Consider the following 6,380-nt stretch of genomic DNA (forward strand, 5'->3'; position numbering starts at 1 on the left):
ACAACCGGCGAACAATACACTGTGGCGAACGGGCAAACCCTGACGCCACGCAGTTAAAGCCGAACACGGCCCCTGTCGGGCCGGATTGTTAGATCCGGAACTGCCCCACCAGCTTGCCCAGGCGCTGTCCCAGCTCCGCCAGGCTGCGGGAGGTCTGGGCGCTGCGCTGGGTTTCATCCGCCACGCTGTCCACCGCCGAAGCGATCTGGTGCACGCTGCGGTTGATCTCTTCGGCCACCGAGGTCTGCTCGTCGGCCGCGCTGGCGATCTGTGCGTTCATTGCGTTGATGGTGCCGATCAACTGCGCCATGGTATCCAGCGACACACCCGCCTCGTTGGCCCGGTCCGAGGTGCCGTCACCGGCCTCGCTGGAACGACGCATGGCCTCCACCGCCACCTGCGTCCCCGTTTGCAGCCGGTCGATCATGCCCTGGATTTCCTGGGTGCTCTGCTGGGTCCTGCTGGCCAGCGCCCGTACCTCATCGGCCACCACCGCAAAACCACGTCCCGCCTCGCCGGCCCGCGCGGCCTCGATGGCCGCGTTGAGGGCCAGCAGGTTAGTCTGTTCGGCAATGGAACGAATCACCCCGAGCACGCTGACAATCGAGGTCACGTCCTGCTGCAGGCTGTCCAGGGTGGTGCCGCTGTGGCGAATATCCTTCACCAGTGCATGGATCTGCTGGATGCTGCCATCGACCACACGCTTGGCGGTTTTGCCCTCGGCATCGGTCTGCTGCGCGGCGACTGCCGCCCCTTGCGCGCCACGTGCCACTTCCTGGGCTGCCGAGGACATCTGGTTGATGGCCGTGGCCACCTGGTCGGTTTCGTGGCGCTGACGCTCCATCGCCTGTTCCGAACGCTGGGCCTGATCGCTGACCTGGGACACCAGCGTGGTCAGTTGCACGGTCATTTCGCTGATCTGCCGCACCAGCCCATGGATCTTGTCGACAAAGCGGTTGAAGGAACCGGCCAACTGCCCCAGTTCGTCCTGGCTGGTGACCGCCAGGCGCCGCGTCAAGTCACCCTCACCGGCCGCGATATCGTCCAGACTGAGCTTCATCAGTTGCAACGGGCGCAAAATGGTATTGGCCACCAGTATTCCGAGGACCGCGATCACCAGCAGCACCACCAGAGTGATCCCGAGAATGCTCAGAATCACGCCCTCCAGACGCTGATGGACCTTGGCCTCCACCTCGGCGACCTGGGCCTCGAGGCCATCGAGGTTGACGAAGGTACCGATGGCTATGTCCCACTTGGGCAGGAATTCGGTGTAACCGATCTTGGGTACCAGCACCTGGTCGTTGGTGGCCAACGACGCGCTGTATTTCAGGTAATGGGTACCGTCCTTGGCGACCTGGACCAGGTCACGGTTGACGTACACGCCATTCGGGTCGCGAGCATCCTTGAAACTCTTGCCGACGCCATCCGGGTTGTCACTCTTGAACACCCGCACGACCTGCGAGTCATAGCCGAAAAAATAACCGTCCTTGCCATACTTGATGCTCGACAGCAGCTTTACCGCCTGGGCCCTGGCCGCCATGTCGCCCGGGGCCGAAGCATCGTAGAGCGGCTTGATCGCGGTCATCACCTGGGTGACGTAATTCTGCAACGTCGTCTTGGACTCCGACAGCAAGCGCTGACGGGTTTCCTCCACCTCATCCTTGGCCTGATTCTGCAACATCCATACCGTGGTCAGACTGATCACCAGTGCGCAGAGCAATACCGGCAGCACTGCGAGGGACACGACTTTGGCCTTCAGGCTCAGACCCATGATGGTTCTCTCTTATAGGAATAGACGGTCTAACAGGTTAACGGCTTGGGACGAGCAAAGTTGAGCATAGTGGCTATTGATACACGCAAATGACGCACTACGGATATCAGCCAATTACCGGTTGACGTTATTCTCCCTCCGCGCCGAATCCTGGCACCTGTGAAACGGCCACGACTTGCTCGATAACATTATATTTTTCAGTGATATAGAGATTATCTGAAGGTTTTTATTTATTTTTTATTGAGCAATTAAATAAATAAAAAAACTTCACATCGTATGAAGCACAGCTCGGAGGTCGGGCCTAGCGACGCGGCACATCGACCGTTACCAACAGCCCGCCCAGCGGGCTGCTCGACAAACGCAGATCGCCGCCCCAGGCCTCGACGACATCGCGCACGATCCCCAGACCCAATCCATGCCCGCGGGTCTGTTCATCCAGGCGGGTACCGCGGCTGAAGACTTCCGCCCTGCTCTGCGCCGGAATACCCGGACCATCATCCTCGATCTCCAGGCGATAACCCGCCGACACTTCGACAATACTCAAGCGCACCTGCGCATCGGCCCATTTGCAGGCGTTGTCCAGCAGGTTGCCGAGCAGTTCCAGCAGGTCCTCTCGATCCCAGGGCAACTGCAAGCCGGGCGCAACCTCATGCTCGAGTTGCAGGTGCTCGCCATGGATCATGCGCAGGGTCGAGAACAGCGCCGGCAGTTCCGTATCGCAATCAAAGACCGCGCCAGACAAGGTGTCTCCCGCCAGTCGGGCACGCCCCAGTTCCCGTTCCAGGCGTTGCCGAATCTGCTCCAGTTGCTCACGCAAGGTCTGGCGCAGCAGCGGATGGGCTTCCAATTCGGCGCTGGAGGTCAGGCTCAGCATGACCGCCAGCGGGGTCTTCAGCGCATGACCGAGATTGCCCAGGGCGTTACGCGAACGCTTGAGGCTGCCCTCGGTGTGGGCCAGCAGGCGATTGATCTGCGACACCAGCGGTTCCAGTTCCACCGGCACCTGGGTATCGAGTTGCGAACGTTGGCCTTGTTGCAGCTGGGCAATCTGCTTGCGGGCGTTCTCCAGCGGACGCAGGGCCCGGCGCACGGTGACCCGCTGCAACAACAGAATCGCGATCAGCGCCGCCAGGCCGATGCCCAGGCCGATACGCTGCATCAGCTGGAAACTGCGGCGGACCGGGGTGTAGTCCTGGGCCACGCTGATACTGATCGATTGCCCCAGCCGCCGATAGTCCGAACGCAGCACCAGCAGCATCTGCCCTTCCGGCCCCAGTTGCAGGTTGGCGTGCAGCCCGGCCTTTTCGACGATGGGCAGTTCCTGATCCCAGAGTGAACGCGAGCGCCAGTGTTGATCGGCGAAATCGATCCGAAAGTAGTGCCCGGAAAAAGGCCGCTGATAGGCTGGCGACAAACGTCGCTCATCCAGCCTCAGCCCCTGAGGGGTGCGTACCAGCGCCACCAGCAGGCTCTCGCTGTCAGCATGCAGGCCGTCTTCCAGATAGCGCTGCAGGCCCAGCTCGAACAGCCAGAGGCTGGTCGGCGCCACCACCAGTCCGGCGACGAGCAAGACACTGACCAGCCCCAGGCTCAAACGGCGCTGAATCGACTTCACCGGGCCGCGCCACCAAAGCGATAACCCTGGCCGCGACGGGTTTCGATCACCCCGCGCCCGAGCTTGCGCCGCAGGTGATTGACGTGGACCTCCAGCACATTGGAGTCGCGCTCGGTTTCGCCGTCGTAGAGATGCTCGGCCAGATGGCTTTTCGAGAGGATCTGTTCCGGGTGCAGCATGAAGTAACGCAACAGCCTGAATTCGGCCGCTGTGAGCTGGACATCGCCACCCTCGCGGCTGACGCATTGGCGGCCTTCGTCCAGGTGCAGGCCGGCGGCCTTCAGGGTCGGCTGGTTGGCCTGGCCACGAGCCCGGCGCAATAGCGACTGGACCCGCAACTGCAACTCCTGCGGGTGAAACGGCTTGGTCAGGTAATCGTCGGCACCGGCCTTGAGCCCCTCGATACGTTCGGCCCAGGAACCCCGTGCGGTGAGGATCAGTACCGGCACCGCCAGGCTGTCGGCACGCCATTTGTGCAACACCTCAAGCCCCGGCAAGCCCGGCAGACCGAGATCGAGAATGATCAGGTCATAGGGCTCGACCGCGCCCTGGAAGAGCGCATCGCGCCCATCGGCCAACCAGTCGACGGCATAGCCCTGGCGGGTCAGGCCGGCCAATAGCTCGTCCGCCAGGGGCACATGGTCTTCCACCAACAACAACCGCATCAATCGTCTTCCTTGTCTTTTAATAAACGACCACTGCTGGCATCCAGCTCGATATCACGAACGACACCGGCACGGGTCAGCAGCTCGACGTCATAGACATAGACGTCATGCCGGCTCACCAGTTCGGCCTCCAGCAGCTTTGCCCCGGGGTAATGATTCAAGGCCTGCTGCAGCAGTTGCTCCAGCGGCATGATGACGCCCTGGCTACGCAGGCGCAGGGCTTCGTCCTGGTCCAGGTTATTGGCCGAAACCGTTGAGCAAAAGATCGCGAGCGCGAGCAGGGTGCAAGCGTGCAGATTCAATGTCATTAACTGTCCTGATGATCCTTGGGAACCTGCCCGCCGATGGCGTCCGATTCAACCTCCCACTCAACTCCCTGAGCGTCGCGCAGTTCTATCCGATAAGTGAAGTCGCCATCTTGCCTGTTCCGCTCAGCCTTGGCTGATCCGTCAGTTTCACAGGGTAGACACGGCAACTTAATCGAAACTGAATTTTTCAGAGCCTTATCAGCCCAGGCACTGTCTTGGGCGGAACAACCACCCGCGAAGCCGGCGAGCGCCCTTATAATCACTGCCCCGGTAGAACGAGGCCTGTATGACCGCCATCCATATCAAGTTTCCCGCCTTGACCCTCAAGGCCGGCAAGCGGACCCTGCAACGCATTCGCGAACAGGGCTTGAAAGCCGCCGATGTCGGCACCTTGCCCGGTGCGGCCGGCGGTCCCAAGGCCCTCGGTATCCAGGGGCTGGACCTGGCCCTGTTCGGTGAGTGGCTGCCGGCCAGCCCGCGGGAACGCTCGCTGATCGGCGCCTCTATCGGTGCCTGGCGCTTCGCCAGTGCCTGCCTGCCGAATGCCGCCGAGGGCATCACGCGGTTGGGACAGCTCTACAATGAGCAGAGCTTCGCCAAGGGCGTGACCATGGCCCAGGTCAGCGAGAGCTGCCGGCGCATGCTCCATGACCTGCTCGATGGCCGCGACGCATCGATCCTGACCAACCACCATTACCGCCTGAACGTGGTGATCGTGAAGAGCCATGGCCTGCTCGCCCATGATCATCGGGGGCGCCTGGGGCTTGGGCTGTCGTCGGTGATCGCCGACAACCTGGTCAAACGCTCACGCCTGTCACGGCATTTCGAGAGGGTCATCCTGCATGATCCGCGACTGGCCCCTCCCCTGCAGGCGCTCACTGACTTTCCGTCACGCTGCCTGCCCTTGGCTGCCGACAATCTGCGCCAGGGCCTGCTGGCGTCCGGTTCCATTCCGATGGTGATGGAAGGCGTGCGCGATATCGCCGGGGTCGGTGCCGGTACCTACCGCGATGGCGGGCTGCTGGACTATCACCTGGACCTGCCCTACAGCGGCGATGATGTGGTGCTGTATCCGCATTTCACCGACAAGGTCATCCCCGGCTGGTTCGACAAGACCCTGCCCTGGCGCCGGGGCAACCCGGACAGGTTGCAGGACGTGCTGCTGATCGCCCCCTCGCGGGAATACCTGGCCCACCTGCCCCACGGCAAGCTGCCCGACCGTAACGACTTCAAGCGTTATATGGGCGACGATAAGGGCCGCCAGGCCTATTGGCGCAAGGCGATGGAGCAGAGCCGACGGCTGGGCGACGAGTTTCTCGAACTGGTCGACAATGGCCGCCTGGGTGAACGCCTGTTGGCGCTTTGAGGCGATTGCCGCCGCGCAAGCTGTTAAACTGCCGGCCTGCATTTATCGGCTGCGCGCTGGCCACCTTCAGAGCTGACATTACCGTGGAAATCTTCAAAGAATTTACGTTCGAATCCGCCCATAAACTGCCCCACGTGCCGGACGGGCATAAATGTGGCCGCCTGCATGGTCACTCGTTCAAGGTGGCGATTCATCTGAGCGGCGATATGGACCCGCATACCGGCTGGATCCGTGACTTCTCGGAGATCAAGGCGATCTTCAAGCCGCTGTATGAGCGCCTGGACCACAACTACCTGAATGATATTCCCGGCCTTGAGAACCCCACCAGCGAGAACCTGGCGAAGTGGATCTGGCAGGAGTTGAAGCCGTTGCTGCCCGAGCTGTCGGCGATTCGCATCCACGAGACCTGCACCAGTGGCTGTATCTATCGCGGAGAATAAAGCCCGCTTATAAAAAACCACCTGTGCAGGTGGTTTTTTTATGTCTGGGATTTGAGTCCCGCAGCGCCTGAACCGACGCCATCGCCGGCAAGCCTTGCAGCGCCTGAACCGGCCTCTTCGCGGGCAAGCCCGGCTCCTACAGTCCTGTGCCGTACACAAGATCGGTGAACGACACCACACTGTAGGAGCAGGGCTTGCCCGCGAAGAGGCCCTAA

The 6,380-nt window shown here is 61.6% G+C and carries 6 protein-coding genes; 2 read left to right on the forward strand and 4 right to left on the reverse strand.

Annotated features, from left to right (window positions below):
* Window positions 1-88: 88 nt before the first annotated feature.
* The 4 genes from M5B42_RS23205 to M5B42_RS23220 all read right to left on the reverse strand — a co-directional run bounded on the left by M5B42_RS23205 (window position 89) and on the right by M5B42_RS23220 (window position 4,359).
* Window positions 89-1,771, reverse strand: coding sequence for a methyl-accepting chemotaxis protein (locus M5B42_RS23205; protein ID WP_248747135.1), 1,683 nt, complete (start codon window positions 1,769-1,771; stop codon window positions 89-91).
* A gap of 301 nt (window positions 1,772-2,072) precedes the next feature.
* A complete protein-coding gene (locus M5B42_RS23210) occupies window positions 2,073-3,386 on the reverse strand; it encodes an ATP-binding protein (protein WP_248747136.1) in 1,314 nt (437 codons plus the stop codon).
* Complete coding sequence (locus M5B42_RS23215; protein ID WP_248747137.1) at window positions 3,383-4,051, reverse strand: response regulator transcription factor; 669 nt, start codon at window positions 4,049-4,051, stop codon at window positions 3,383-3,385. Before M5B42_RS23215 ends, M5B42_RS23210 begins: the two co-directional genes overlap by 4 nt.
* Window positions 4,051-4,359, reverse strand: a complete 309-nt coding sequence (locus M5B42_RS23220) for a PepSY domain-containing protein (RefSeq protein WP_248747138.1) — start codon at window positions 4,357-4,359, stop codon at window positions 4,051-4,053. Before M5B42_RS23220 ends, M5B42_RS23215 begins: the two co-directional genes overlap by 1 nt.
* 286 nt (window positions 4,360-4,645) lie before the next feature.
* Here M5B42_RS23220 and M5B42_RS23225 point away from each other — a divergent pair, with 286 nt between their 5' ends.
* Together M5B42_RS23225 and queD are read left to right on the forward strand one after the other, a co-directional pair.
* The gene (locus M5B42_RS23225; protein ID WP_103499623.1) at window positions 4,646-5,725 is read left to right on the forward strand and encodes a hypothetical protein; all 1,080 of its coding nucleotides are present in this window, start codon (window positions 4,646-4,648) and stop codon (window positions 5,723-5,725) included.
* 83 nt (window positions 5,726-5,808) lie between these two features.
* Window positions 5,809-6,165, forward strand: a complete 357-nt coding sequence (queD, locus tag M5B42_RS23230) for a 6-carboxytetrahydropterin synthase QueD (RefSeq protein WP_100940057.1) — start codon at window positions 5,809-5,811, stop codon at window positions 6,163-6,165.
* Window positions 6,166-6,380: the final 215 nt, after the last annotated feature.

It is taken from the genome of Pseudomonas sp. MWU12-2037, from assembly GCF_023242345.1.
GTDB classification, from domain to species: domain Bacteria; phylum Pseudomonadota; class Gammaproteobacteria; order Pseudomonadales; family Pseudomonadaceae; genus Aquipseudomonas; species Aquipseudomonas gingeri_D.